This is a genomic window from Mesorhizobium sp. M7A.F.Ca.US.014.04.1.1 (assembly GCF_003998745.1).
GTDB lineage: Bacteria > Pseudomonadota > Alphaproteobacteria > Rhizobiales > Rhizobiaceae > Mesorhizobium > Mesorhizobium ciceri.
In genome coordinates, this window is the sequence record NZ_RZRW01001534.1 from 1 (window position 1) to 387 (window position 387).

1 protein-coding gene is annotated in these 387 nt (G+C 58.4%); it reads right to left on the minus strand.

Going from position 1 to position 387, the window contains the following annotated elements:
• A partial coding sequence (locus EOA22_RS37480) for a biotin/lipoyl-binding protein (RefSeq protein WP_127390789.1) occupies positions 1–366 on the minus strand: 366 nt, incomplete at its 3' end.
• Positions 367–387: the final 21 nt, after the last annotated feature.

A 387-nucleotide genomic window follows, 5' to 3' on the forward strand; every position in this document is an offset into this window, starting at 1 on the left:
CTGTTTCTGCGCCTCGGCCTGCGCGATCAATGCATCTTGCAGTTTATGGCTTGCCTCGATGTTGGCGATTTCCGCCTGCCGGGCTGCGACATTGGCACTTGCCTGGACCACCTTGGCCTTATAGTCGCTGTCGTCGATGCGAAAGAGAACTGCGCCCTTTGCAACGCTGGCATTGTCGTCCACGTCAACGTCGACGACATAGCCGGCCAGCTTGGGAGCGATACTGGTGATGTCTGCGCGCAGATAAGCGTTGTCGGTCGTTTCCTGGTAGCGACCAACCCTGAACCACTGCCAGCTCCACGTAGCTGCCGATGGGATCAACACGAGCGCGACGACGGCGATTGCGATCCTGCGAGATGGGCTCATGATTGCTTCGACCTCAATTCG